Below are 24,896 nucleotides of genomic sequence, written 5' to 3' on the forward strand. Positions count from 1 at the left end.
GCCGGTTCGGACTCCGAAGGCTTCGCCGCGGCAGGAGCTTCCGGAGCTTCTGCTTCAGCTGCAGGGGCTGCGGGGGCCGCGGCCGGTGCAGCGGGGGTTTCACTCTGAGCGGCAGCAGGTGCTGTCACAGAAGAGTCTTCCGATTCATCGAGCGGAGCCTCGGGTTCATCCAGAGCCTCGCCAAGAACCGCGAGGACGGTTGTCGTGCCCCAGACCTTCTCCCCGATCACAACCTTCGGGCGGGCGTTCAGCGGAAGGTACATATCCACGCGGCTTCCGAAACGGATAAAGCCGTAACGATCACCCCGGTTCAGATGATCGCCTTCCTTCACGTAATTCAGAATGCGGTGCGTCACGAGACCCGCGATCTGAACGAACGTCACCAGGTTCCCATCATCCGCCCGCACCACAAGGCCGCACTGCTCGTTCTCAGCGCTTGCCTTATCGAGCGACGCGTTGAAATACTTGCCCGGGCGGTACACCTTCTTCAGCACGGTGCCGTCAACCGGAGACTTCTGGCTGTGGACGTTGAAAAGATTCATGAAGACGGAGATCAGAATCGCGTCACGTCCCGTATAGGGATCCTTCGCCTTTTCAACCTTCAGAACCTGGCCGTCAACGACGGAAAGCACAAGCTTCTCGCCCTGGGGAATTTCACGCGCCGGGTCCCGGAAGAACTGAACCACAAGAATAAAAAGCGCCCAGAAGATGACGCTCAGAAAGCCCCAGCCCATTGCCGTCGCGAGAAGCGCAAGAACGCCCGTGCCCGCCATGAAGGGCCAACCCTCTTTCGCAAAGATGGGATGGGGATAGATTCTTTTATCCATAGATATTGATCTCCAGGATCTCACCAAAAACGTATTTCCGATAGGGCATTCTATCAGGGTGACCGCGCAATTTCTCTACACCTCCCCCGTATCCGTTTTCATTCCGCACCGGGTATCCCGGCAGATACGCTGTCGCCCCGGAGAACCCATATTCCCCGGGGCGACGGAAAGCTGCTGAAATGACTCAGCAAGAGCGATCAGTTCTTGCTGCGGTCAACCAGACGGTGAGCGGTGATGAAGGGCATCATCGCGCGGAGTTTCTCACCCGTGGTCTCGATCGGATGACGGGCGGTCTGGGCACGCATCGAACGGAGCACCGGATAGCCGAACGCGCACTCTTCAAGGAACGCCTTCGCATAAACGCCGGACTGAATATCCTTGATGCACTGTTCCATCGCGGCACGGGAGGTTTCATTCACAACCTTCGGACCCGTCCAGTACTGGCCGAATTCGGCGTTATTCGAAATGGAGTAGTCCATGTTCGCGATACCGCCTTCGTACATCAGATCGACGATCAGTTTCATTTCGTGGAAGCATTCGAAATACGCCATTTCAGGCGCGTATCCGGCTTTCACGAGGGTCTCAAAGCCCGTCTTCACGAGTTCAACGATACCGCCGCAGAGCACGGCCTGTTCGCCGAAGAGGTCCGTTTCCGTCTCTTCGCGGAACGTCGTTTCGATGATGCCCGCCTTGCCGGCGCCGTTGGCGGAGGCGTAGGAGAGCGCGATATCCATCGCGCGGCCGGACTTATCCTGGAAAACAGCAACAAGCTGCGGCACACCGGCACCGGCGGCATAGGTGGAGCGGACCGTGTGGCCCGGAGCCTTCGGGGCCACCATGATGACATCGAGGTCCTCACGCGGAATCACCTGGCCGTAGTGAATGTTGAAGCCGTGGGCAAAAGCGAGCGCCGCACCCTGCTTGATGTTCGGCTCAACCTGCTCACGGTAGGTCTTCGCGATGTTTTCATCCGGGATCAGCATCATGACGACGTCAGCGCCTTTCACGGCATCTTCAACGGACGCGACTGCGAGACCGGCAGCCTCAGCCTTCTTCCAGGAAGCGCCGTTCGGGCGCAGACCGACCACCACATTGACGCCGGAGTCATGCAGGTTCAGCGCATGGGCGTGTCCCTGGGAACCGTAGCCGATGATCGCGACCTTCTTGCCCTTGATGATGGAAAGGTCACAGTCCTTGTCGTAATAAACCTTCATGCTTTTTCTCCAGAGGCGCGGGGCCTCGTCAGATGGAAGACCGGCTTCGGTCTTCCGGTAAATTCAGATCAGTAAATAAGAAACGCTTTTGCTGCTAGGACTTCAGAATGTGTTCGCCGCGGCCGATTCCGAGAACGCCTGACCGGACAGTTTCCAGAATTTGCTTCGGATCAATCGCGGTGAGAAACGCGTCAAGCTTCCCGGCGTCGCCGGTGATCTCAATCGTGAAAGAGCGTTCCGTCACGTCGATGATGTGACCGCGGAAAATATCCGTAAGCCGCATCATTTCATCGCGCTCACGGCCCGCAGCCCTGACCTTTACGAGCATCAGGTCGCGTTCCGCGTAGGGCGCCTCAGTCAGATCCACCACCTTCAGCACCTCGATCAGCTTATTGAGGTGCTTTGTGATCTGTTCCACGAGCGCATCGTCACCGTGGCTCACGATCGTCATGCGCGAGAGGTGTTCAGACTCGGTCGGCGCGACCGTAAGGCTGTCAATGTTGTAACCGCGGGCCGAAAAGAGTCCCACGACGCGCGAAAGCGCCCCGGAGCGATTCTCGAGGAGAATCGAAATCACGTGTCTTTCTCCGCTCATTCTCATTCCTCCCTCAGAATCATTCGGGTGAGACCTTCTCCAGGCCCAACCATCGGGTACACGGGTTCATCACGCTTGATCTGAACATCGAGCACGCAGCATTCGTTCCGGTTTTCCCCGAAAGCATCCTTAAGCGCCGCGTCAAGCTCCGCGTACGTGCGGCAGCGGTAGCCGACGTGGCCATAGGCTTTCGCAAGCGCCACGAAGTCAGGCTGCGGATCCAGCGTCGTTTCGGAAAGCCGGCCGCCGCAGTAAAGCTTCTGCCAGACCGCCACCATGCCGAGGTATCCGTTATTGAAGATCACGATTTTCGGCGCAAGACCGTAACGCTTGCAGGTGATCAGCTCCTGAATGCACATCTGGATCGACCCATCGCCCGTGAAGCAGACGACCGGTTTATCCGGGAACGCGACCGCGGCGCCGACCGCGGCGGGCAATCCAAAGCCCATCGTGCCCTGACCGCCGCTCGTCAGAAAATGTCTGGGCTCGTCGAGCTTCAGGTACTGGGCGGCGTACATCTGATGTTCGCCCACATCCGTTGTATAGATCGTGTCTGCGGGGGCTGCGGCCTGAACCTTTTCCACCAGCGCTTCCGGCATGATCGACTTGCTGTCAGCCGGATAGTCAAGCGACTTCCTCGACCTCCACTCGTCAATCTGGTTCCACCAGGGCGTGAGGAGCTCGGTGTTCTGCCGGTAGTCCTCTTCTTCAAGAAGGCTCACCATGTCAGCGAGCACCGACTTCACGTCGCCCACGATGGGGATCTGAGCCTTCACGCGTTTCGAAATAGATGAAGGGTCCACATCGATATGAATGACAGTTCTCGGACGGCTTTCGAAATCCGGGACATTGGAGACCAGACGGTCCTCCATCCGGGAGCCGAAATTAATGAGAACCTCGCTGTTCTGCAGCGCGTAATTCGCTTCCAGCGTTCCGTGCATACCGGCCATGCCGAGGAACTTGCGGTCCGACCCCCGGAATCCGCCAAGCCCCATCAGGGTCGAAATCACGGGAATCCCAGTCAGCCGGGCAAACCGGTTCATCAGTTCTGAGGCATCCGACAGCACCACGCCGCCGCCCACAAGGATCAGCGGACGGGCAGAGTCGAGAAGCGCGTTGAGCGCCTTCCTGATCTGCCCCATGTGACCGCGGGTAATCGGCTTATAGGTCGGAATATCCACTTTCTCGGGATAGTCGAAAACGCATTTCTGAAGCTGAATATCCTTCGGAATATCAATCAGCACGGGACCCGGACGGCCGGTCGTCGCGATATAGAAGGCTTCCTTGATCGTTTTCGCCAGATCCTCCACATGACGCACAAGGAAATTGTGCTTCACGCAGGGACGGGTAATGCCCACGGTATCGCACTCCTGGAAAGCATCGGTGCCGATGAAGGAGGTGCCAACCTGGCCTGAAATAATGATGAGGGGGATGGAATCACTGTAGGCGGTCGAGATGCCGGTCACGGCATTCGTCGCGCCTGGACCCGACGTCACGATAAGGACGCCAGGCTTTCCGGTAGCGCGCGCATAGGCATCAGCGGCGTGCGCCGCTCCCTGCTCGTGCCCCGTCAGGATGTGCTGGAAAGCGCTTTGCTTGAAGATTTCGTCATAAATCGGGATGACCGCTCCGCCCGGGTAACCGAAAACCTTTGTCACCCCTTCCTCGGCGAGCGCCCGACAGACGATCTCAGCGCCTGTAATCGGCGTTCCGGCCGCGCGGGCGGCCGTCTCACTGGCATTCATATAGTTGCGTTCCTTTCAAACCTAATCTGGATTTGATTGGGAGACCTCCGGGACTGCTTTTGGCCAGCCTGTCGGTCAACTCGAATTGCTGCCGCATCTGCTCAGGTCCGTTCTGCGGATCGATTGATACGTGTTCCTGGTTTTGATAAAACCAATAATAAAAAATATACACTTTTGAACATTGGTTTGCCAACAGGAAACTCAGCAGAACTACAGGGAAACAACTAGACAGAACCGGGTATTATCAATATTCTTTCAATTCGTAGCAGAATTTCTGAAGGACCTCCCGGCGCGACATTTCCTCTGCCTCTCGAGAGATATTTCGGTTCTTCTTCGGAGAGTCTCATAAAGATCCCCCTCTTCTCCGGGACTCCCCTCACAAAAAATCAAGGACAGCAACATGGCGAAATCAACCGAATGGGGCTCGCGTATCGGCTTCATTCTCGCTTCCGCGGGCTCAGCCATCGGCCTCGGCGCAATCTGGAAATTCCCCTTCTGGGCGGGCGCGAATGGCGGCGGAAATTTCATCATTCCCTACATCATCTTCACCTTTACGATCGGTGTTGCTCTCCTGATGGCTGAGGCCTCGGTCGGCCGGGCCGGCCGGGGTTCCGCTGTTCAGGCGATGAAGAAGATGGGAGGCCCCTTCTTCGCGATCGCCGGTTTTATCGGCGTGATCTCTTCCTTCATCATTCTTTCCTACTATTCCGTGGTCGGCGGCTGGTGCGTGTCGTACCTCATCGGGTCGCTCACGAACAGCGTGCTTTCGAGCGACGCGGAAACGCTGAAAGAGGGCTTTGCGGTTCTCGTGTCGGATCCGGTAAAAAATGTCTTCTGGCACTTCTGCTTCCTCACCCTCACCTGCGGCGTCGTAGCGCTCGGCGTTGAGAAGGGGATTGAGCGGATTGCGAAATTCCTCATGCCGCTCCTCTTTATCCTGATGGTGGTGATCCTTATCCGAAGCCTCACTTTCCCCGGCGCGATGAAAGGAGTGGAATTCCTTTTCGCGATCCACCCGGAGACGATGAGCGCGTCGACCATCCTGAACGCTCTCGGGTTTACGTTCTTCTCGCTCTCACTAGGCTGCGGCACAATCGTCACGTACGGCTGCTACGTGAAGGAAACAACGGACATTCCGTCCTCTTCCGGCTGGATCGCGTTTCTCGCGCTTCTCGGCTCTATTCTTTCCGGTCTCATGATTCTGCCCGCGGTGTTCGCTTTCGGGCTTGATCCGAATGCCGGTCCGGGACTCGTCTTTGTGACGCTGCCGATTGTGTTTGATTATTTTCCGGGCGGGGCGTTCTTCGCGGTCCTTTTCTATATCTGCCTTCTCACGGCCGCGCTCACGAGCTCGATCTCCATGCTGGAAGTCGTGATTGCGTACCTTGGAAATGAGTGGAATGTGAGGCGCCCCCGCGGGTGCTTTGCCTGCTGGATCGCTCTTTTCCTCTTCGGCTGCGTTTCCGCCCTTTCCTTCGGACCGTGGTCAGATGTGAAAGTTTTCGGAAAGACGCTTTTCGACGCGCTTGACTTCCTTTCCTCGAACATTCTGCTTCCGATGGGCGGTCTCTTTATCGCGCTTCTCACGGGCTGGATCGCCTGGCCGAAGTTCAAGGAACAGCTGAACTACGTGAAGAACCGGGGCACGGCCTACACCACCTTTATCCATGCGATGGTGGCGATCATCGCGCCGATCGTGGTGCTTCTCGTGATCTACCAGGGGTGCTTCGCCTGAGGGCACCCACGTTTTCAGACCCAGTAAGAAGGGGCAGTTCACCTTGAGTGAACTGCCCCTTTGCTTATTCAGGACCCCGCCTGGTCTTCGTACCGGGAAACCTCAATCAGATTTCCATCGGGATCCCGGAAGTAAACCGAGAGGATGGGACCTGCGGCGCCGGTGCGCTTCACGGGGCCGAGTTCGATCGGAACACCGTTTTCAGAAAGCCGCCGCCGCACGGCATCGAGCGGCCCCTCCGTGATCAGGCAGAGATCCGCGGATCCCGGCGTGGGGCGGAGAGCGTAAGGCGCGATTTCAGCCCCCGCCTGATGGAGATTGATCTTCGTATTTCCAAACTGAAGCGCGAGCCGCCCTTCTCCAAACCGCACGGGTTTCATGCCAAGAACCGCTTCATAAAACCGTACTGTCGCCTGAGGGTCCCTGACTGTCAGCACCAGGTGATCAAGCCGCACGACAAGCGGCTCTTCGTTTTCAGTCATCGCATTTCTCCTTCCCAAAAAACTAAGGCCCGGCCGCAGGTAGCGCGGGCGGGCCTCGAGGGCTGCCGGGCGAAAAGCCCGGCGGCGTCAGAACCAGGAACGATCAGTCCTCTTCAGCCTTTCTGCGCTTATCGGCTTCCTTCGCGAGGCGCTTCTCTTCCTCAAGCTGGCTGAGATACGCGTCATCGATGTCACCGGTCACATACCGGCCATCGAAGCACGAGCAATCGAAATCGGAGATTGCCGGGTTCATGTCGGAAAGCGCGCCCTTCAGGCCGTCGATCGTCTGATAGACGACCTTATCAGCGCCAATGATACGGGCCACCTCATCCGCACCCTTGCCATCGCCGCAGAGGAGTTCCGAGCGGGTCGGCATATCAATGCCGTAGACATTCGGGAAGCAGACACGGGGAGCGGAGGACGCGACATACACTTTCTTCGCGCCGGCGCTGCGGGCCATGGCCACGATTTCGCCCATCGTGGTGCCGCGGACAATCGAGTCATCCACGAGCAGCACATTCTTATCCTTGAATTCGACCGGCATCGGGTTCAGCTTCTGGCGGACGCTCTTCTTGCGGACCGTCTGGCCCGGCATGATGAACGTACGGCCGACGTAGCGGTTCTTGATAAGACCCTCGCGGTACGGAAGGTTCAGGCGGGAAGCGAGCTGCTGCGCGCACGGGCGGGCAGAGTCCGGAACCGGCATCACAACATCGATGTCCTTCAGCTCAATCTCGTGCGCCACCGTGTCAGCGAGATATTCACCAAGACGCAGGCGGGCGCCGTAAACGCTGATGCCGTCAAGCACGCTGTCCGGACGGGCAAAGTAGACGAGCTCGAACGCGCAGGGGGTGAGCTTCGGATTCTCAGCGCACTGGCAGCGCTCGATGTTGCCGTTCAGATCGATCCAGATCGCCTCGCCCGGCTTCACATCGTCCTCGAAATTGAAGCCCGTGCCGGTAAGGGCGACGGATTCAGAGGCCACCATGTACTCGGTGAAACCGCGTTCATTCGTATAGGAGCCGTAGCAGAGCGGACGGATGCCATTCGGATCACGGAACGCGAGAAGACCTTTTCCGGCAATCAGCGCGACGCAGGAATAGCCGCCGCGGATACGCTTATGAACGCCGCGCACCGCCTGGAAAGCCTTTTCAGCGGTGAGCGTGGTGCCGACCACGAGGTGGCTGATTTCATCCGCGAGGACGTTCAGCAGCGCCTCACTGTCACTCGACGTATTGATGTGACGGTGATCGAGCTCATAGAGCTCCTGCTTCAGGCGGGAAGCGTTCGTGAGGTTCCCGTTATGCGCAAACATGATGCCGTACGGGGCATTCACGTAAAAAGGCTGCGCCTCGTCAGACGACGTGGAGCAGCCTGCAGTGGGATAGCGGGTATGCGCAATGCCGGCATTCCCGAGGAGGTTTCTCATGTTGCGGGTACGGAAGACTTCGCGCACGAGACCCATCGCTTTATGCTGATGGAAGGTCAGACCGTCCAGCGTTGCGATGCCGGCAGCATCCTGACCGCGGTGCTGAAGGAGAAGAAGCGCGTCATAAAGGCGCTGATTTACGGGGCTGTCAGAGACCATCCCTACAATGCCGCACATAGCTCTTTTATTTCCTCGAGAATGATGGAAGGAGAGAAACTGCTTATTTTACTTGAAAGAAAAGAAAGCACACTGATGAAAAAGCGAAAAAGCTTCCTCTATTTAAGCGATCCCGCATGATCTTCCAGACGGTACTTCGCGTTCCAAAGGGCCTTGGCGGAGTCCTGCTGCTTTTTCGCGATGTCCGCGATCTGCACGAGCGTGTCCGGCATCAGCGGGCGGCACATCACGAGCCCTTTTTCAGCGTACGGAATCAGTTCGCTCTGCTGCCACATCCGGGATTCAGGGGATGATGTGAAAGAGGCGACAAATACGCCTGCCATCACGATCACCGCTCCCCGGATGAAACCGAAGATAAATCCAAGAGCCCCGTCGCCGACGCCGCCTGAAACCGCCTTGATCACCAGTCTGAGAAGCGAACCGAAAACCGCGAACGCGGCAAGCGTCACGAGAATCACGATCACAGCGCCGGCCGCGGTCCGCCCTACCGGTCCAAAAGACGTGATCGGAAGCACCTGCCCCACATCCGCCGCGTGACGGAACGCGAAGATAAAGCCCGCGATCCAGCCCGCGACCGAAAACACTTCCTTCACAACGCCGCGCCAGACACCGAGAATGGAGGACGCCGCAAGTACCGCGAGTATCACCCAGTCGAGCTGATTCAGTGTTCCGCTGTCCATATGGAAAATCCGAGCCTCAGAGAGGCAGAAAATTGAAAGGCGCTATTTTGCCTGATGTACGCCGCCTGTGCGGATACCGGCCATAGCGAGTTTCGCTTCCGCGGCTTCCGCCTGATCACGCGTCTTGAAGGGACCCGCGGTCACACGGGTGAGTGTCGTGCTGCCGGACTTCACGCTTGAAGTGCTGAGCGACACGCCGTTCGCGCGGCCGTTTGCCACAACCTTCTTCGCGGCCGCGGGATCCGAGAACGCCCCGACCGGGATCACCCAGCGCTGCTGGGAGGCGTCAGCCGAGGCTTTCTTCGCAGCGGCTTCCTTCTTCTGCTGCTGCGCGATGGCAGCCTGCAGCTGATCATCACGGGCAGCTTTCGCGGCCTTCGCTTTCTTTTCGATTTCAGCTTTCTGGCGGGCGTTCTCTTCCTGAGCCGCCTTCATCCGGGCTTTGGCGGCGTTATCCGCGGCGAGTTTCGCCTTGGCAATGTCAGCCTGAGTCTGGGACTGGGGAACCGCGGCGGCAGGAGCCTGCTGAGTGCTCGGCGCGGTCTGAGCCATCGGCTGGGCAGCGCCAGGAGCGGCGGGGACTGTGGCTGAAGCGGCCGGCGACGCGGCAGCGGGAGAAGAAGTGAGCTGAGGCATGGCAGCGGTCGCGACCGCTGCGGACGCCGGCTGCGCCTGTGCCGCCTGGGAAACCGCGGGAGGTGACGGGATCTCGGTCTTCGCGGGAGACTCCGCTTTCACCGCCCGTTCACTCACCACAAACGGTCCGGCAATCACGATCGCGGAAAGAATGACAGCGGCCCCGACCGCAATCCGGCGAAGCCGAACACCGCCCGGAGCATCGCTCTCTGTATCGGACCGCTTCACGGCATTGACTCCGTTTTCCGGAACCGCTTTCGGAGCCTGCGGCTCCTCTTTCTTTTTATGCCAGAAACTGATCCCCATTACCCGCTTCTCCACAACCGCTCCGGCCAGGATCCTTCCTCAAAGGAAAGATCCGCGCCAGAGAAATGCCTACTCTGTCTGTTTTATTTTCGTCTAGGGGACGATATCCACCTGGAAGCCGTCTTTCCGGAGAGCTTCAATCGCGGCAGAAACCGTCACGAAAGACCCGAATACGATAATTCTATCAGCGTGAGAGGCTTCTCCCCTCGCAAATTCAAGCGCGGAGGGAATATTTTCAAATTTTCTTACATGTTCGGCCGGTACACCGGCGCGGAGAAATTCCTTTTCGAGGTCATCCGCGGTGCTCGCTCGGGGGCCGGTGAGCGACGCGATCCGCCACTCATCGATCTCATCTTTCACGATACCGGCGACATGGAACCGGTCCTTATCCTTCAGCATGCCGACCACCGCGATCGTTTTTCCGGGCGTCTTATAAAGCGGCGACGCGAGGTTCCGCGCAAGTTCATGAGCGGCGTGAGGATTGTGACCCGCGTCCAGAATAATCGCGGGGGACTCGGCAACACGCTGGAAGCGCCCCGTGATCACCACGCGGCGGAGTCCCGTTTCAATTGCTTCGCGCCCCACATGGATGGCTTTCAGTTCGTCCGCAGCCTCCAGCATCGCGAGAGCACCGGCCGCGTTCGCGATCTGCATTTCTCCGGCAAGCGCCGGGCGGGGGAGCGCCTTGAGTGACCAGGTGCGTCCCTCGTAGTCAAACGTGCCGTCCCCGTGCTCCACCGTGCGGAAGTCACGGTTGACGCACCGGAGATCGGCGCCGATCTCTTCGGCATGCTGCAGAAGTGACTTCGGAGGCTCAGGATCCGCGCAGACCGCGGCGTGGCCAGGGGCTGCCCGATAGACAAAAGACTTTTCGCGGCCGATCGATTCACGGTCAGGTCCGAGGAACGCTGTGTGGTCAATTCCGACCGTGGTCACAATGGAAACCGTGGGATCAATTGAATTGATGGCGTCAAGCCTTCCGCCAAGTCCGATCTCAAGCACTACCGCGTCAAGCTTCGCGTCCATAAAGAGCTTCAGAATGCCCAGTGCCGTGAATTCGAAGTAAGAGAGAATCAGGTCACCCCGCTTCTCTTCCACCTCCTCAAACACGCGGCAGAGTTCTTCATCTGTTGCCTCACGCCCGAGAAGCCAGGCCCGCTCATTAAACCGCAGCATATGAGGCGACGTATGCATTCCGACCCGGAGACCGGCAGACCGGAAAATAGATTCGAGCATCGCGCAGGTGCTCCCCTTCCCGTTTGTGCCGGCCACGGTGAAAACCGGGCAGTCAAAGTGAATGCCCATCCGGGAGATCATTTCCGTCATCCGGCCGAGCCCAAGATCAATCACCTCGGCTCCGCCATGCATTGCTTCGATATAGTCGAGCCACTCACCGAGCGTCTTCCTGCTTTCCATTTTTCCTGAGACCTATAAGAAAATTCCGGGCTCTAATGCAGAAAGCCTCCGGAGCGGTTTTCTCCGGAGGCTTAACTGAGAGCCAGGCTTGATTTTAGACTGCCGCAGGCAGGTCATGCGCCCGGGGCGGCCGTTTCGCGAGCATCGCGAGGACGCGGCCGATCGTGGAGCGCATCTCCCGGCGGTCGACAATCATATCGATCGCGCCCATCTTAAGAAGGAACTCGGCGCGCTGGAAGCCTTCAGGAAGCTTCTCGCGGACGGTCTGCTCAATCACGCGCGGACCAGCAAAGCCGATCAGGGCACCCGGCTCCGCGATCACGATATCGCCCACAAAGGCGAACGACGCGGAAACACCGCCCATCGTTGGATCAGTGAGGACCGAAATGAAGGGAAGACCGGCCTTTGAGAGCTCCGCCACAGCGGCAGATGTCTTCGCCATCTGCATAAGGGATTCGAGACCCTCCTGCATGCGGGCACCGCCAGAAGACGCGAAGCAGATAAAGGGGCAGTTGTGGTCGATCGAATAGCCGACACCGCGGACAAAACGCTCTCCGACCACAGACCCCATCGATCCGCCCATGAAACCGAATTCAAATGCGGCGGCGACCACCGGGTAATGCTTCAGCTCACCAGCCATCACGACCAGCGCGTCAGTTTCCGTGGTTTTCGCGCGGGCTTCGGCGATACGCTTCGGGTAGGGCTTCGAGTCAACAAACTTGAGAGGGTCTTTCGCGAGGATTTCGGCTCCGATTTCCTCTTTCGGGCTATCGTAGTCGAGGAACGCCTCAAGACGCGCGCGGGCACCCATTCTCATGTGATAGCCGCACTTCGGGCACACCATGAGAGAGGCTTCCAGTTCGTGACTGTAGATTACCTGATCACATTTCGGGCATTTATTCCAGAGGCCTTCAGGAACGCGGCTCTGCGTCGCGTTGGTTTCTTTCTTGATTTTCGGTCGAAGGCGGTCAATCCAGCTCATCGAAAGCTCCCTTTTGCTTAAGTCACACTAGGGTACAACAAAAAAACCGTGCGGGGGTACCCGCACGGATGGTAATCCGAAACAGTCCGGCGGTATCCGGACCGCTCCGATGTGTCTTAAATCCCGCTATGCGGCGTCAAGCGCCGCGCGGATTCCGGCGAGCCACCGGCCGGCAGCACCCACAGCATCATCCGGGGTCTTATCCATCTCACGGATCAGGGCGGAACCAATGATGACGCCTGAGCAGACGGAAGCGATCTCGCGCGCCGTCTCGCCGTTACTGATACCGAACCCCACAGCCACCGGGCACTTCGCGTAACGCTCGATTCTCGCGACGTTTTGTCTCACCGAAGCGATATCGAGCCGGTTTCCGGCCCCCGTGGTTCCCTTCAGCGACACGTAGTAGAGGTACCCGGTCGCGAGACGGCAGACCTGTTCAACGCGTTCATCTGAAGAGGTCGGCGCGAGAAGGAAAATCGGATCCATCCCGGCCTTCTTCACCGCCTCATAAAACTCCGGCACCTCATCAAACGGGTAGTCGACAATCAGGACACCATCAACCCCCGCCTCTGCCGCGTCGCGGATAAACGCTTCCTGACCGCGGCACTCCACCGGATTCGCGTATCCCATGAGAACGATCGGCGTGTCACTGTCCGTCTTCCGGAATTCCTTCACGCAATTGAACACGAAGTCGAGATTCGAGCCGCGGCTGATCGCCCGCTCAGACGCCCGCTGAATCACCGGACCGTCCGCCATCGGGTCAGAAAACGGCATGCCGAGCTCAATCGCGCTCGCCCCGGACCGGACGAGTTCATGCAGCAGCGGCACCGTGGATTCAAGCGACGGGTCACCCGCGCAGATATACGGAATCAGGGCCTTTTTCCCGGCAGCCTGAAGGGACGCAAAACGCTTTTCAAGACGGCTCATTTCTCTTCTCCTTCATGCGCCTTAAGGTACTTCGTCACGATTCCCAGGTCCTTGTCACCGCGGCCCGAGAGGTTCACGAGGATCTTCTTATCCTTCGGAAGCGTCGGGGCAAGTTTCAGCGCGTAGGCTAGCGCGTGGCTCGACTCAAGCGCCGGGATGATCCCTTCAATGTGGCAAAGCTTCTGGAAGGCGTCCATCGCTTCGTCATCCGTGATGCCCACGTACTCGGCGCGGCCGATATCCGCGAGATAGCTGTGCTCAGGACCGACTCCCGGGTAATCAAGCCCCGCGGAGATTGAGTAGGCCGGCGTGATCTGCCCATCCTTATCCTGAAGCAGATACGTGCGGTTTCCGTGCAGAACGCCCGGCTTCCCGCATTCGATTGACGCGCAGTGCTTCCCGGAAAGGAGCCCTAGCCCCGCCGCCTCAACGCCGATCAGCTTCACGTTCGGCCGATCAATGTAGTGATAGAAAGCGCCGATCGCGTTTGAGCCGCCGCCCACCGCGGCAACGATATAGTCCGGATCCCCGCCCGTCAGTTCAGGGAACTGCGTAAGGCACTCTTCAGACACAATCGCATTGAAGTTACGCACCATCTCAGGGTACGGCGCAGGACCCGCGACCGTGCCGATGATGTAGAACGTGTCGTCCACATTCGTCACCCAGTCGCGCATCGCCTCATTCAGCGCGTCCTTCAGTGTGCCGCTGCCCGTCGTCACCGGGCGCACCTCAGCCCCGAGGAGCTTCATGCGGGTGACATTCGGGGCCTGGCGTTCGATATCTTCCGCGCCCATGTAGACACAGCACTTCATGCCGTAACGGGCAGCCACCGTCGCGGTCGCGACGCCATGCTGCCCCGCGCCCGTTTCCGCGATCACACGCTTCTTTCCCATGCGGCGGGCGAGCAACGCCTGCCCCATGGTGTTGTTGATTTTATGGGCACCGGTGTGATTCAGGTCCTCACGCTTCAGATAGATCTGAGCGCCTCCTGTCACCTCCGATAGCCGTCTGCACCAGTAAATCGGGGAAGGACGGCCGACATAGTGCTTGAGCTCGTCGCGCCACTCCTTGTCGAATTCAGGATCATTACGGTAATGCTCATAGGCATTCTTCAGCTCCGTAAGCGCATAGATCAGCGTTTCCGACGCGAAAACGCCGCCATAAGGACCAAAGTGTCCTTTTTTGTCAGGCATGTTGTACATGTGCGATTCCTTTATCGACAAAGAAGCCGGAGAGGAAATCTCTTCCGGCCGGAGACGCCTCTGCTGCAAGCACTCAGCGAAGCGCTCCTAAAAAATCATGGATTTTCTGTCTGGACTTGATTCCTGGGGAATCCTCGACGCCGGAACTGACATCCAGCGCCGCGGGGTGAAGGAGCGAATAGGCTGCTGCGGCGTTTTCCGCATTCAGCCCTCCGGCGAGTACAAGAGGCAGCGTGAGAGACGCGGCTTCAGACCGGGCCAGCTCCCAATCAAAGGCGGTGCCGTTGCCGCCAGGCGCTGCGCCGGAATCTGGCGCAGGGCAGTCGGCAAGAATAGCCGCCGCATCCGGGTAGCGGGCTTCAGCCCGCAGCAAATCCCCCGGTTTTTCAAAGTGTACTGCTTTCATGTAAGGAAGCCCGAACGCGCGGCAGAACTCCGGTGTCTCATCACCATGAAACTGCAGAAGCACTTCGGGATGCCGGCGCGTTACCGCGAAAACCTCGTCCGGATCCGGATTCACGAAGAGAAGAACAGGGGTCACGCGGTCCGGGAGCGTCCGGATCAGGGAGTCGAGCCGGTCGGACGGCACGTAGCGGGAACTTTTACGGAACAGCACGAACCCGGCCGCGTCGATTGGGAGCGACGCGACACTGCTGATATTTTTTTCATCCGTGAATCCGCACACCTTGACCTGCACCGCGTGCGGTCCGGAGCCGCTGCTCCGGAGTAAAAACCGGCCCTGCATCCGAAAAACTTTCCTCGCAAAAGAAAGCAATGTGAAAAAAAGTTTATCAAAAGCGGCAGGATATGATCAGAAAGGTCCCATGAATGTGGGGGAATAGCGGGGGAGTCCGGCCGCGTCTCCGGCCTCTCCGTAATTCACGCCGACGAGATAAAGCCCGTCAGGCGCGTAGGTTGGAGCGGCGAGCGCCCGGTTGCGGGCTTCGAGGACATCGGCGAGCCACCCGACCGGTTTCTTGCCGATGCCGACATAAACCAGGCTCCCGACAAGATTCCGCACCATGTGCTGCAGGAAGGCATTGGCTTCAAAACGGATGCCGATCATGTTCCCGCGGACCGTGAACCGGATAGAGTCAATCCGGCGGACCGGAGATTTCGCCTGGCACTCAGCCGCCCGGAAGCTCGTGAAATCGTGCTCTCCCAGAAGGACCGCCGCGGCCTCTTCCATCTTCTCCACATCGCACGGCCTGAAGCACCATCCGGCCCGTCCGGCAAGAAGCGGCACCCGGACCGGCTCATTCACGATCCAGTACTCATAGGTCCGCCCGATCGCGGAAAAACGGGCTGAAAAATCCTCCGGCACGGGCTTTGCCCAGCGCACAGCGACAGCGGGTGGAAGGAAACTGTTTGTTCCCCTCACCCAGGCGTTCATCGGGCGTTCAACCGGGGCTTCGATATGCACCACCTGCCCTGTCGCGTGAACCCCGGTGTCAGTGCGCCCCGCGCAGATTGTAGGAACCGGCTGCCCGATACCCGCGAAGGCTCCAAGCGCCTCTTCAAGCGTCTGCTGCACGGTCGGCCGGTCAGGCTGCACCTGCCAGCCGCTGAAAGGGGTCCCATCGTACTGAATTCCAAGCGCGATCTTCATCCGTTCAGACTCCGCGCTCTTTCTTCACCGCGGGCGGCAGCTCATCGAGGAACTTTTTCGCTTCAGTGCTGAGTTCCGCGACGCCGCCTTTCGCCACATCGGTCGCGAGTTCCCGCGCCTCATCAACCGCGCCGCGGGACAGGAAGTCCCGCGCGAGCTTCAGCTGCGAAGCCAGCATCTCGCGATAGGCGGTCTTGGGATCCAGGGGATCCTCTTTCTTCTCAGGCTTCGGAAGTTCCGGCCTTGCGGGCGGCAGGGATTCGTCAGCCGACCGAAGTCCTCCTCGGATCGCGGCAATGCTTTTCGCCGCGTTATCCGCCGCTTCATGAATCCCTGAGCTGCCGGTCGACGCTTCCTTTTCAGCTGCCATCACGGCGTCCACCGTATCTGTCACGGCTTTCAGCCCGGCCTCTTCCGTCTTCACCGCCGAGTCCCGGGTTCCGAAAGGCACCACCGTCACCGGGTTCCAGAGTTCTTCCTGAGCGTTCCGGATTTCCTCAAGCTTCTTATTGCGGCGGCCGCGTCTCATAAACCAAAGGAGCGCGAGCATCAGAATGGCCGCTCCGAGGGCTGCGTATGAGGCCCAGGACGAGTCCTCTTCCTGATCGGCCGGGACCGGAACATGGGGCACTGCGGGAATTTCCTGAGTCACGTCAGAGGCCGGAGCGGGAGTCGCGCTCTGCTCAGCGCTTTCCGGCGCTGTAATCGACGGCATCGGGGCCGACGCTGACGGTCCGGGCGTGTCGCCCAGAGCGGGAAGCGAAGCTGCAGCGATCGCTGCGGCCAAGGCCGAAGCGAATAATCGTTTCAGAACCGGCATTTGATCAAAAATCCTTTATTTCTTCGCCTGACAAACCGCGGTCTGCTGACCGTGCTCCGCAGGCATCTGTCCCGCCTAATTCTAAAGAAACCGGCCCCCGGACGTATAGCAGTATGAAATCCGCGGTGTCCGAACAGATTTTCTCCGGATAAGCGAAGAGCTCCGGGAGTGACGCTCCAGGAGCTCTTTTCTGAACTTCAGAGACATCCGGAAGCGGGGGGGCGCTCCGGATGCCTTTAACAGCTCAGGCCGCCTTCTTGAAGTCAACCAGAATGCGGAACATACGGCGAAGCGGTTCAGCGGCGCCCCAGAGGAGCTGATCACCCACCGTAAAGGCGGAAATATATTCCGGCCCCATCGCGAGCTTTCTGATACGGCCGATCGGCACGGAAAGCGTACCGGCGACGGTGGACGGCGCGAGTTCGCGGATCGAGACCTCGCGTTCGTTCGGGATCACCTTCACCCAGGGATTCGCGGCGGCGAGCTTCGCTTCGATCTCTTCAACCGACAGGTCCTTCTTCAGCTTCACGGTGAGAGCCTGGCTGTGGCAGCGCATCGAGCTGATACGGACACAGAGACCTTCAACAATGAGGGAGCCGGGCTGCGGCTGGGCCGGACGGCCGAGAATTTTATTCGCTTCAGCGCCGCCCTTCCATTCTTCGCGGGACATGCCGTTTCCGAGATCCTTATCGATCCAGGAGAGGACAGAGCCGGCAAGCGGAGCGCCGAATGCGGCGGTCGGGAATTCAGGAGAGCGGAACTGCTCGGAAACGCGGCGGTCGATCTCAAGGATGGAGCTCTTCGGGTCAGCAAGCAGATCCTTCACGGAGCCGTAGAGGCTTCCCATCTGAAGGAGAAGCTCACGCATGTTCTTCGCGCCGGCGCCGGAGGCTGCCTGGTAAGTCATGCTGCTCACCCACTCAACGAGATCCTCGCGGATCAGACCGTCCATCGCCATCAGCATGAGGGAGACGGTGCAGTTGCCGCCGATAAAGTCGACACCGCCGTTCTTCAGGGACTCGCGGATCACCGCGTCATTCACCGGATCGAGAACGATCACGGCGTTAGGCTCCATACGGAGGGCGCTCGCGGCGTCAATCCAGTAGCCCTTCCAGCCGGCAGCGCGCAGCTGCGGATGGATCGCCTTCGTATAGTCACCGCCCTGGCACGTGAGGATCACGTCGCAGCGTGCGAGATCATCGATCTTATTCGCGTCGAGCAGCACCGGCTCCCCATTCGGAAGCGCAGGGGCCGCGCCGCCGGGGTTCGAGGTCGAATAGAAAATCACCTTGTCCGCGAACGCGAAATCGTTTTCCTCACGCATTCGGTTCGTCAGCACGGAACCGACCATGCCGCGCCAGCCCACCATACCTAGGATCATGTTGTTTCTCCCAAATTCCGCCCTGCGGAGCCGCCCGCAAGGGGGCAGGCCAGGCTCCGGGACACTTTGAATTATTTGAAAAGCCTGAGATTCCGATTAAAGAAAATCAGGCTCGCTTATACAGCTTACCCCCTGAAGGGCTGTCCTTGCAGGGGGAGTCGGGTTAGCGAGAAGTAATGCGGATATCAGCGAAGCGCGGCGCGGATCGCATCCCCCATCCCGGAGCAGGAAACCTTCTCGCATCCTTCGCTCCAGATGTCACCGGTGCGGATACCGTCAGAAAGCACCTTGCGGATCGCGGCCTCAATCCGGTCAGCCTGCTCATCCATGTGGAAGGCATAGCGGATCATCATGGCGGCGGATTCCACAGTGGCGATCGGGTTCGCGATATTCTTCCCGGCAATATCCGGGGCCGACCCGTGAGAGGGCTCAAAAAGCCCGGTGCCCTTCTCGTTCAGAGACGCGGAGGCGAGCATACCGATGGACCCCGTAAGCATCGCGGCTTCGTCAGAGAGGATGTCGCCGAAGAGGTTTCCGGTGAGCACCACGTCAAGCTCAGTCGGCGCGCGGACGAGCTGCATCGCGGCGTTATCGACGTAGAGGTAATCAAGCTTCACCTCAGGGTACTGCTTCGAGACTTCCGTCACCACTTCGCGCCAGAGCTGAGAAGTCTCAAGCACGTTGCTCTTATCCACGCAGGTCAGGTGCTTACGGCGCTGCATGGCGGTGCGGAAACCGACGTGCGCGATCCGCTCCACTTCGGGGCGGGAGTAACGCATCGTGTCGAAACCTTCCTCAGCGCCCTTGAAGGGGCCGTCCGGCGCCTCACGGCGGCCGCGCGGCGTACCGAAGTAAACGTCACCGGTGAGTTCACGGACAATCACAAGATCAAGACCCGACACCACTTCCGGGCGAAGCGTCGACGCGGACACGAGTTCCGGGTAGCAGACCGCGGGACGCAGGTTCGCGAAGAGGTTGAGGTTCTTTCGGAGACCGAGAATCGCCTGCTCGGGGCGGAGCGCGCGCGGCAGCGTGTCGTACTTGAAGTCACCCACGGCGCCGAAGAGCACCGCGTCCGCTTCCTTCGCGAGCGCCAGAGTCTCAGGCGGCAGCGGATGCCCGTGATTCGCGTAGGCGACACCGCCCACATCCGCGTACTCGTACTCAAAATCCTCGCCCAGCGCTTTCAGCACCTTCACCGCCTGCTCAACAATCTCGGTACCGATGCCGTCACCCGGGAGTACTGCAATTTTCTTTGTCATAACGTGCTTCTCAATTTTTCTTTAAAAGGTTTACAGAAACGGCCGCCGCCTTACTCCGCGCCGCCGGGGAATGTCTTCACAAGCCAGGGCTTCTCAGCGAGACGCTTCGCTTCGAACTCTCGGATCGCCTCAACGTTTGAGGAAAGGGTGATGCCCACATCATCGAGCCCCTTCATGATCGCCTGACGGCGGAATTCGTTGAATTCAAAAGGCGTCTCACGGCCATCGGGCTCAATCACCACCTTCTTCTCAAGATCCACCGTGAGCTTATAGCCCTCGGTTCCTTCCGCGCCGGCAAAAAGCCGGTCAATCGTCGCTTCATCGAGCGTCACGAGCACGAGCCCGTTTTTCAGGGAGTTGCTGTAGAAGATATCCGCAAACGACGGCGCGATGACCGCCTTGAAACCGTACTGAATCAGGGCCCAGGGAGCATGCTCACGGGACGAGCCGCAGCCGAAATTCTTCCTCGCGAGAAGAATCGTTGAATCCCGGTACTGGGGCTTATTCAGCACAAAGTCCGGATTCAGGGGGCGCTTCGAGCAATCCATGCCGGGCTCACCCTTATCGAGGTAGCGCCAGCCATCGAAGAGGTTCGGACCGTACCCGGTTTTATAAATCGACTTCAGGAACTGCTTCGGAATAATGGCATCCGTGTCGACGTTTGAGCGGTCGAGCGGGCAGACGATTCCGGTATGACGTACGAATTTTTCCATGATTTTTCCTTTCCGCTCCCGATTACTTGAGATAGTCGCGAATATCGACGAAGTGACCCGCCATTGCGGCTGCGGCCGCCATCGCGGGGCTCATCAGATGCGTGCGGCTGCCCTTGCCCTGACGGCCTTCGAAGTTGCGGTTTGAGGTCGACGCGCAGCGGTCGCCCGGATTCAGCTTATCGGCGTTCATCGCGAGGCACATCGAGCAGCCAGGCTCCCGCCACTCCCAGCCGGCGTCGCGGAACACCTGATCAATCCCTTCAGCTTCACACGCGGCCTTCACGAGGCCGGATCCCGGCACCGCCAGCGCCTGCTTCATCGTGGGGGACACCTTCCCGCCCATGCGGCGGATGATGTCAGCTGCGGCCCGGAAGTCTTCGAGACGCCCATTCGTGCAGGAGCCAATGAACGCGTGATCCGGACGGATCTCCTTAATCGGAGTACCGGGTTCAAGACCGATATAGGCAAGAGCCCGTTCCCAGCCTTCGCGCCGCACGGGGTCCGGCATATCCTTCGGATCCGGCACAACGCCCGTGATCGGAGCCACCATTTCAGGAGACGTTCCCCAGGTCACCATCGGCTCAATCTCTTCCGCCTTCATGTCGACCACGATATCGAAATGCGCGCCTTCGTCAGAATGCAGCGTGTTCCAGTAGGCAACCGCCTTGTCCCAGAGCTCGCCCTCGGGCGCGAGCGGACGGTTCTTGATGTACTCAAGCGTTTTCTCATCCACCGCGACAAGACCCGAGCGGGCACCGGCCTCAATCGCCATGTTGCAGAGCGTCATGCGGCCTTCCATTGAGAGGCCGCGGATCGCGGAACCCGCGAATTCAATCGTGCAGCCCGTGCCGCCCGCCGTACCGACGCGGCCGATAAAGGCAAGCGCGATGTCCTTCCCGGTGATGCCGGGCTGAAGCTTTCCTTCAACCCGCACCAGCATGTTCTTATTCTTCTTCGTGAGAAGCGACTGCGTGGCAAGCACGTGCTCAACTTCCGATGTTCCGATCCCCATCGCGAGCGTACCGAGAGCGCCGTGCGTGGACGTGTGGCTGTCACCGCAGACAATCGTCATGCCCGGGAGCGTCGCGCCCTCTTCCGGTCCGATCACGTGAATAATGCCCTGGCGGCGGGAAAGGAACGGGAAGAAAGCCGCCGGAGGATTCTTTTTCAGGTTATCGATCAAGGTCGTCACCTGAAGCTTTGAAATCGGATCCTCAATGCCGTCAAGCCCCTTATCCCAGCCGGTGGTCGGCGTGTTGTGGTCCGTTGTCGCCACGACAGAAGTCATGCGCCAGGGCTTGCGATGCATTTCGGCAAGGCCTTCAAACGCCTGGGGCGACGTCACTTCGTGCACGAGATGGCGGTCAATATAGAGAAGCGTGGTTCCATCAGGCTGTGACTTGATGACATGCTCGTCCCAGAGCTTGTCGTAGAGGGTCTTTGCTGTCATAGCAGTGATTCCTTCGTAAAGAAATAGGTATTGCGATGTGGCGATCCCCGGCCTGCGGCCGATTCTTTTTGTGGCTCTCGCCGGGGTACCGATGTTTCTCTCAGCGGCCGTTGCGGCCGCCTGCTCCGGTTTATAGGGCGGAGCCGCCCTTCGTTAGTCGTTCGCCCGAGGCGCGGGCTAGCAGCAGGAAATCCGCCGCGGTGAGGGCCGCGAGCGCTTCAGCGATGGGGGACGCGCGAAGACCGACGCACGGATCATGGCGTCCGGTCGTCGAGACTTCAACGAAGTTCCCGTGAATATCACGGGTCATCTGAGTCTTGCGGATTGAGGGAGTCGGCTTTACCGCGATATCAGCAACGACAGGAGCGCCAGTCGTGATTCCGCCGAGAATGCCGCCCGCGTGATTCGTGGCAAATCCGTCAGAAGTCATCTCATCGTTATTTTCGGATCCCCGCATCGAGCAGACATTGAATCCTTCGCCGATCGACACCGCTTTTACGGCGTTGAGGCCCATGAGAGCGGCCGCGAGTCTCGCGTCAAACCGGTCATAGATCGGTTCGCCAAGCCCTGCGGGGAGAGATGTGATTTCAAGATGGATTTTCGAACCGATCGAATCGCCCTCGCGGCGGAGACCGTCAAGAAGCGCTTCGGCCTCCTGAATCAGATCGCCGTTCTCCGTCGCGGCAAAGAAAGGATTCTTTTCCCGGGCATCCCAGTTCTCCACCGGGAAGAGGATCGGTCCTACCTGAGTGACACACGCGCGGATCTCGGTTCCGAAAGCCTCGCGGAGAAGCTTCTTCGCAATGGCACCGGCTGCCACGGTCGGCGCAGTGAGGCGCGCAGACGACCGCCCGCCGCCCCTCGGGTCGCGGATACCGAACTTCGTCCAGTAACCAAAGTCCGCGTGTCCGGGTCTGAATTTTTCGGCGATGGCGCTGTAGTCGCGGCTCTTCTGATCGGTGTTGCGGATCAGGAGCGCAATTGGCGTGCCGGTCGTACGGCCTTCATAGACGCCAGAAAGAATTTCCACGGCATCAGGCTCCCGGCGCTGCGTCACAAAGCGGCTTGTGCCGGGACGGCGCCTGTCGAGCTCAGTCTGGATGTCGGCCTCAGACAGCATCAGTCCAGCCGGGCACCCGTCCACCACGCAGCCGATGGCGGGCCCGTGGCTTTCACCGAAATTTTCCACCCTGAAAAGGCGTCCGATCGAAGAACCCGGCATGCTTGTCCTTAAAGACTGATGTCCTCTGTTGAATCCGCCTGAAATGGCGGTGTTTTCGTACAGCGTTCTTTTGATTGTATGTGATTTGCCGCGGTTTTGGGGAGTCTTCTGAATTCAGTAAAACCGAATATGATGAGGCATTCCATCATCCACCTAAAAAAATGAGGTTTTCCGAATGACTGATCCGATCCAGGCTGACTGGCTCCTTGCAACGCTGGAAGACACGCGGGACGCGCTTGATACGGCGATCGACTCCCTTTCCCGCCACCCGGAAGAAGCTGAGGAAATTCTGACGGAAGAGATCGCTGCGGCCTACGCCAAACTGAACTACGCGGTGAACACCGCCCGATGCGGGGCGGAAGGCCTTGACACGATGGAGGATGACGAACTGGTCGCCTATCCAGTAAAAGAGCTGCCGTTCTGAGGCAGCTCTCCTGATGCTTTATTCTTCGTCCGCCCGATCTTTCGGAGGGCGAAGATCCCGCGGGCGGAATCCGAAGAAAACCATGCCCGCGCCGTAAACCGCGGCACCGAACGCGCAGATCGCAAGCACCTTCGCGGCACGCCGTATCCAGGGATCGGAAAGCGCTGACCAGTCGATATTCCACTGCACGCCAAGCAGCACGCAGAGCATGACAAATGACGAGCAGATGATCGCGAGGAAGTGCTTCTTCCACCCGGGAAGCGGGCGGTAAATGCCGCGCTTCCGAAGCAGATAGAGCAGCGTTCCTGAATTCACAAGGCTCCCGAGACCGACAGAAAGAGCGAGTCCCGCCTGATGGAAAAGCGGCACCGTGATGAGGTTGAAGACCTGCACGCAGACGAGACTCAGCGCCGCCACCCGGACCGGCGTCCGGATATCCTTTCTCGCGTAAAACGCCGGGGCCACGATTTTCATCGCGATAAGCCCAAGAAGCCCCACCGAGTAACCGATTACACCGTAAGCGGTCTGCCGGACATCCTCTCCGGTAAAAGCGCGTCCTCCGAAAAGGAACGCAACAAGCCCATCCGCGCAGGCGAAAAGCCCGATCGCGGCCGGAATGCCAAGGAGCACGATGAGCCGCAGGCCATGGTCAAGGAGTTCGTTATAACGATCCTCATTCCCTGCGGCGTGAGCGGCTGAGAGTGACGGGAGAAGCACCGTGCCCACCGCGACCCCGAGAAGCGCCGTCGGAAATTCCATCAGACGGTCCGCGTAGTTAAGCCATGTGACCGCGCCGCGCTCAAGATGCGACGCGATATTTGTGTTGATCAGAATGGAAAGCTGCGCCACGGCAACGCCGAACAGCGCCGGCACCATCTGCTTCATGGTCATGATCACTGAAGAATCAGCGAGCGCGGTTCTGAATCCGGTGAAGGATGGAATCATGCCGATCTTCTTCAGCGCCGGAAGCTGAAACGCGAGCTGCGCGATACCGCCGAGAATCACCGCGATCACCAGTGCGTAGATTGGCTGCGACATGTGGGGCGCGAGAAGGAGCGAGCAGGCGATGAAGGAGAGATTAAGGAGCACCGGGGTGACCGCCGGGATCCGGAAACTCTTATAGGTGTTCAGCACCGCGGCGCTCATGGCAACCAGGCTCATAAACGCGATATAGGGGAACATCCACCGGGTGAGCGACGTGGCGAGAGAAAATTCCTCCGGATCCGAACGGAACCCTGCCGCGATCAGCCAGACCAGCACCGGCGCGATCAGAACGCCGAGGATACTCACCAGAATGACAACCGGGGCCAGAATCGAGAACACATGATCCACGAAGCGCTTCGTCCGCTCTTCGCCCTCCGTCTGGCGGACAGAAGCCACCATCGGGACGAAAGCCTGCTGAAACGCCCCTTCCGCAAACAGCCGCCTGAGCAGATTCGGGAGCCTGAAGGCCACGTAAAACGCGTCAGTCTGAACGGACGCGCCGAAGAATCGGGCGATCAGCATATCGCGCACGACGCCCGTAATGCGGGAGACGAGCGTAAGAAGCGAAATTGAGGCAGCGGCTCGGAATAGATTCATGAGTGAAAAGACAGCGGCATTGTCCCGACTGACGGCATCCGGGCCGTCGGCAAGACAGGTGTTTCCGGAAAAGAAAGGGTG

22 protein-coding genes and 1 pseudogene are annotated in these 24,896 nt (G+C 59.2%); 2 read left to right on the forward strand and 21 right to left on the reverse strand.

Going from position 1 to position 24,896, the window contains the following annotated elements; genetic code table 11:
- Positions 1–182: 182 nt before the first annotated feature.
- The 4 genes and pseudogenes from M4NBBH2_RS00415 to ilvB form a co-directional block, all read right to left on the reverse strand.
- A pseudogene (locus M4NBBH2_RS00415) lies at positions 183–827 on the reverse strand (phosphatidylserine decarboxylase); the annotation flags it as partial.
- Positions 828–1,024: 197 nt separating this feature from the next.
- Positions 1,025–2,041 carry a ketol-acid reductoisomerase gene (ilvC, locus tag M4NBBH2_RS00420; RefSeq protein WP_116269265.1) on the reverse strand — a complete coding sequence of 339 codons (1,017 nt, stop codon included), beginning with the start codon at positions 2,039–2,041 and terminating at the stop codon, positions 1,025–1,027.
- Positions 2,042–2,135: 94 nt separating this feature from the next.
- The gene (gene ilvN / locus M4NBBH2_RS00425; protein WP_116269266.1) at positions 2,136–2,636 is read right to left on the reverse strand and encodes an acetolactate synthase small subunit; all 501 of its coding nucleotides are present in this window, start codon (positions 2,634–2,636) and stop codon (positions 2,136–2,138) included.
- 2 nt (positions 2,637–2,638) lie between these two features.
- Positions 2,639–4,381 carry a biosynthetic-type acetolactate synthase large subunit gene (gene ilvB / locus M4NBBH2_RS00430; protein ID WP_116269267.1) on the reverse strand — a complete coding sequence of 581 codons (1,743 nt, stop codon included), beginning with the start codon at positions 4,379–4,381 and terminating at the stop codon, positions 2,639–2,641.
- A gap of 400 nt (positions 4,382–4,781) precedes the next feature.
- Between ilvB and M4NBBH2_RS00435 the strand changes: the two genes are divergently transcribed.
- Positions 4,782–6,116: a sodium-dependent transporter gene (locus M4NBBH2_RS00435; RefSeq protein WP_116269268.1), complete on the forward strand. Its 1,335-nt coding sequence runs from the start codon at positions 4,782–4,784 to the stop codon at positions 6,114–6,116.
- A 68-nt stretch (positions 6,117–6,184) separates the two neighbouring features.
- Here M4NBBH2_RS00435 and M4NBBH2_RS00440 read toward each other — a convergent pair whose 3' ends face one another.
- From M4NBBH2_RS00440 to aroC, 16 genes are all read right to left on the reverse strand, one after another.
- Positions 6,185–6,598 (reverse strand): VOC family protein, encoded by a 414-nt coding sequence (locus M4NBBH2_RS00440; RefSeq protein WP_116269269.1) that lies wholly within the window; start codon positions 6,596–6,598, stop codon positions 6,185–6,187.
- Between the two features lie 103 nt (positions 6,599–6,701).
- Entirely contained in the window at positions 6,702–8,204 is a 1,503-nt protein-coding gene (gene purF / locus M4NBBH2_RS00445) for an amidophosphoribosyltransferase (protein ID WP_116269270.1), read from the reverse strand.
- A 98-nt stretch (positions 8,205–8,302) separates the two neighbouring features.
- Entirely contained in the window at positions 8,303–8,884 is a 582-nt protein-coding gene (locus tag M4NBBH2_RS00450; protein WP_116269271.1) for a CvpA family protein, read from the reverse strand.
- A 42-nt stretch (positions 8,885–8,926) separates the two neighbouring features.
- Positions 8,927–9,826: an SPOR domain-containing protein gene (locus tag M4NBBH2_RS00455; protein WP_116269272.1), complete on the reverse strand. Its 900-nt coding sequence runs from the start codon at positions 9,824–9,826 to the stop codon at positions 8,927–8,929.
- Positions 9,827–9,919: 93 nt separating this feature from the next.
- Positions 9,920–11,242 carry a bifunctional tetrahydrofolate synthase/dihydrofolate synthase gene (gene folC / locus M4NBBH2_RS00460; protein WP_116269273.1) on the reverse strand — a complete coding sequence of 441 codons (1,323 nt, stop codon included), beginning with the start codon at positions 11,240–11,242 and terminating at the stop codon, positions 9,920–9,922.
- 94 nt (positions 11,243–11,336) lie between these two features.
- Positions 11,337–12,224, reverse strand: a complete 888-nt coding sequence (accD, locus tag M4NBBH2_RS00465; RefSeq protein WP_116269274.1) for an acetyl-CoA carboxylase, carboxyltransferase subunit beta — start codon at positions 12,222–12,224, stop codon at positions 11,337–11,339.
- 126 nt (positions 12,225–12,350) lie between these two features.
- Positions 12,351–13,151 carry a tryptophan synthase subunit alpha gene (gene trpA / locus M4NBBH2_RS00470; RefSeq protein WP_116269275.1) on the reverse strand — a complete coding sequence of 267 codons (801 nt, stop codon included), beginning with the start codon at positions 13,149–13,151 and terminating at the stop codon, positions 12,351–12,353.
- Positions 13,148–14,353: a tryptophan synthase subunit beta gene (trpB, locus tag M4NBBH2_RS00475; RefSeq protein WP_116269276.1), complete on the reverse strand. Its 1,206-nt coding sequence runs from the start codon at positions 14,351–14,353 to the stop codon at positions 13,148–13,150. Before trpB ends, trpA begins: the two co-directional genes overlap by 4 nt.
- Before the next feature lie 73 nt (positions 14,354–14,426).
- A complete protein-coding gene (locus M4NBBH2_RS00480) occupies positions 14,427–15,050 on the reverse strand; it encodes a phosphoribosylanthranilate isomerase (RefSeq protein ID WP_160117849.1) in 624 nt (207 codons plus the stop codon).
- Positions 15,051–15,164: 114 nt separating this feature from the next.
- The gene (gene truA, locus M4NBBH2_RS00485; RefSeq protein WP_116269278.1) at positions 15,165–15,962 is read right to left on the reverse strand and encodes a tRNA pseudouridine(38-40) synthase TruA; all 798 of its coding nucleotides are present in this window, start codon (positions 15,960–15,962) and stop codon (positions 15,165–15,167) included.
- Positions 15,963–15,966: 4 nt separating this feature from the next.
- Positions 15,967–16,782 carry a hypothetical protein gene (locus M4NBBH2_RS00490; RefSeq protein WP_124944563.1) on the reverse strand — a complete coding sequence of 272 codons (816 nt, stop codon included), beginning with the start codon at positions 16,780–16,782 and terminating at the stop codon, positions 15,967–15,969.
- Between the two features lie 244 nt (positions 16,783–17,026).
- On the reverse strand, positions 17,027–18,163 hold the full coding sequence (asd, locus tag M4NBBH2_RS00495) for an aspartate-semialdehyde dehydrogenase (RefSeq protein ID WP_022443571.1): 1,137 nt from the start codon (positions 18,161–18,163) through the stop codon (positions 17,027–17,029).
- A 185-nt stretch (positions 18,164–18,348) separates the two neighbouring features.
- Positions 18,349–19,425, reverse strand: coding sequence for a 3-isopropylmalate dehydrogenase (gene leuB / locus M4NBBH2_RS00500; protein ID WP_022443572.1), 1,077 nt, complete (start codon positions 19,423–19,425; stop codon positions 18,349–18,351).
- 50 nt (positions 19,426–19,475) lie between these two features.
- Positions 19,476–20,138, reverse strand: coding sequence for a 3-isopropylmalate dehydratase small subunit (leuD, locus tag M4NBBH2_RS00505; protein WP_022443573.1), 663 nt, complete (start codon positions 20,136–20,138; stop codon positions 19,476–19,478).
- A gap of 22 nt (positions 20,139–20,160) precedes the next feature.
- Entirely contained in the window at positions 20,161–21,588 is a 1,428-nt protein-coding gene (leuC, locus tag M4NBBH2_RS00510) for a 3-isopropylmalate dehydratase large subunit (RefSeq protein ID WP_022443574.1), read from the reverse strand.
- Positions 21,589–21,718: 130 nt separating this feature from the next.
- A complete protein-coding gene (aroC, locus tag M4NBBH2_RS00515; protein ID WP_116269280.1) occupies positions 21,719–22,810 on the reverse strand; it encodes a chorismate synthase in 1,092 nt (363 codons plus the stop codon).
- Between the two features lie 175 nt (positions 22,811–22,985).
- Here aroC and M4NBBH2_RS00520 point away from each other — a divergent pair, with 175 nt between their 5' ends.
- The gene (locus M4NBBH2_RS00520) at positions 22,986–23,234 is read left to right on the forward strand and encodes a hypothetical protein (RefSeq protein WP_116269281.1); all 249 of its coding nucleotides are present in this window, start codon (positions 22,986–22,988) and stop codon (positions 23,232–23,234) included.
- 18 nt (positions 23,235–23,252) lie between these two features.
- On the opposite strand, the gene murJ is transcribed toward M4NBBH2_RS00520, so the two are convergent.
- Positions 23,253–24,815, reverse strand: coding sequence for a murein biosynthesis integral membrane protein MurJ (gene murJ, locus M4NBBH2_RS00525; RefSeq protein WP_116269282.1), 1,563 nt, complete (start codon positions 24,813–24,815; stop codon positions 23,253–23,255).
- Positions 24,816–24,896: the final 81 nt, after the last annotated feature.

The organism is Mesosutterella multiformis, assembly GCF_003402575.1.
GTDB lineage: Bacteria > Pseudomonadota > Gammaproteobacteria > Burkholderiales > Burkholderiaceae_F > Mesosutterella > Mesosutterella multiformis.

Coding starts and splice junctions, on each gene's coding strand:
- murJ (WP_116269282.1), bottom strand. CDS start 24,815: ATGAATCTATTCCGAGCCGCTGCCTCAATTTCGCTTCTTACGCTCGTC.
- asd (WP_022443571.1), bottom strand. CDS start 18,163: ATGATCCTAGGTATGGTGGGCTGGCGCGGCATGGTCGGTTCCGTGCTG.
- leuD (WP_022443573.1), bottom strand. CDS start 20,138: ATGGAAAAATTCGTACGTCATACCGGAATCGTCTGCCCGCTCGACCGC.
- leuC (WP_022443574.1), bottom strand. CDS start 21,588: ATGACAGCAAAGACCCTCTACGACAAGCTCTGGGACGAGCATGTCATC.
- M4NBBH2_RS00520 (WP_116269281.1), top strand. CDS start 22,986: ATGACTGATCCGATCCAGGCTGACTGGCTCCTTGCAACGCTGGAAGAC.
- trpA (WP_116269275.1), bottom strand. CDS start 13,151: ATGAGCCGTCTTGAAAAGCGTTTTGCGTCCCTTCAGGCTGCCGGGAAA.
- M4NBBH2_RS00435 (WP_116269268.1), top strand. CDS start 4,782: ATGGCGAAATCAACCGAATGGGGCTCGCGTATCGGCTTCATTCTCGCT.
- M4NBBH2_RS00490 (WP_124944563.1), bottom strand. CDS start 16,782: ATGCCGGTTCTGAAACGATTATTCGCTTCGGCCTTGGCCGCAGCGATC.
- M4NBBH2_RS00450 (WP_116269271.1), bottom strand. CDS start 8,884: ATGGACAGCGGAACACTGAATCAGCTCGACTGGGTGATACTCGCGGTA.
- leuB (WP_022443572.1), bottom strand. CDS start 19,425: ATGACAAAGAAAATTGCAGTACTCCCGGGTGACGGCATCGGTACCGAG.
- ilvB (WP_116269267.1), bottom strand. CDS start 4,381: ATGAATGCCAGTGAGACGGCCGCCCGCGCGGCCGGAACGCCGATTACA.
- trpB (WP_116269276.1), bottom strand. CDS start 14,353: ATGTACAACATGCCTGACAAAAAAGGACACTTTGGTCCTTATGGCGGC.
- ilvN (WP_116269266.1), bottom strand. CDS start 2,636: ATGAGCGGAGAAAGACACGTGATTTCGATTCTCCTCGAGAATCGCTCC.
- ilvC (WP_116269265.1), bottom strand. CDS start 2,041: ATGAAGGTTTATTACGACAAGGACTGTGACCTTTCCATCATCAAGGGC.
- purF (WP_116269270.1), bottom strand. CDS start 8,204: ATGTGCGGCATTGTAGGGATGGTCTCTGACAGCCCCGTAAATCAGCGC.
- aroC (WP_116269280.1), bottom strand. CDS start 22,810: ATGCCGGGTTCTTCGATCGGACGCCTTTTCAGGGTGGAAAATTTCGGT.
- M4NBBH2_RS00440 (WP_116269269.1), bottom strand. CDS start 6,598: ATGACTGAAAACGAAGAGCCGCTTGTCGTGCGGCTTGATCACCTGGTG.
- accD (WP_116269274.1), bottom strand. CDS start 12,224: ATGAGCTGGATTGACCGCCTTCGACCGAAAATCAAGAAAGAAACCAAC.
- truA (WP_116269278.1), bottom strand. CDS start 15,962: ATGAAGATCGCGCTTGGAATTCAGTACGATGGGACCCCTTTCAGCGGC.
- folC (WP_116269273.1), bottom strand. CDS start 11,242: ATGGAAAGCAGGAAGACGCTCGGTGAGTGGCTCGACTATATCGAAGCA.
- M4NBBH2_RS00455 (WP_116269272.1), bottom strand. CDS start 9,826: ATGGGGATCAGTTTCTGGCATAAAAAGAAAGAGGAGCCGCAGGCTCCG.